Below are 422 nucleotides of genomic sequence, written 5' to 3' on the forward strand. Positions count from 1 at the left end.
TCGACCTGATCGACGACCGACAGTTTAAAAGCCAGCGTGTAATCCCGCTGACTGCGCCTTTTGCCTGAATCCATTGTGTCCTCCTGAAAATAGGTCAGAAGGTGTAAACCTTATTCAGGACGGGACACGGGCATGAAAAAGGCCCTGAATCTTGTGATCCAGGGCCTTTTCAATTCGCACGTTGCTTACTTCGCGGCTTTGGCGGCCTTGGCCGGTTTGGCGGGCGGCTCGACAGGTTCGGCAGGTTCAACCGATTCCACTGCCGGAGCGGGCACGTTCAGCAATTCGGACAGGGCATCCGGCTGGCTCTTGAACGCCTTGGCAAACACATCGCGGTTTTTCGCCATGTAGATCCCGGCTTCTTCGACCTGCTGTTCGGTCAGGGACGGAACGGCTTTTTGCAACACTTCAGCCAGCAATTC

The 422-nt window shown here is 55.5% G+C and carries 1 protein-coding gene; it reads right to left on the reverse strand.

The features are described 5' to 3' along the window. Positions 1-185 precede the first annotated feature (185 nt). Positions 186-422: YebG family protein (locus CKW29_RS20310; RefSeq protein ID WP_095148976.1), on the reverse strand; the 237-nt coding region annotated here is incomplete at its 5' end.

Origin of the sequence: Pseudomonas sp. Irchel s3a18 (genome assembly GCF_900187535.1) — a bacterium.
GTDB lineage: Bacteria > Pseudomonadota > Gammaproteobacteria > Pseudomonadales > Pseudomonadaceae > Aquipseudomonas.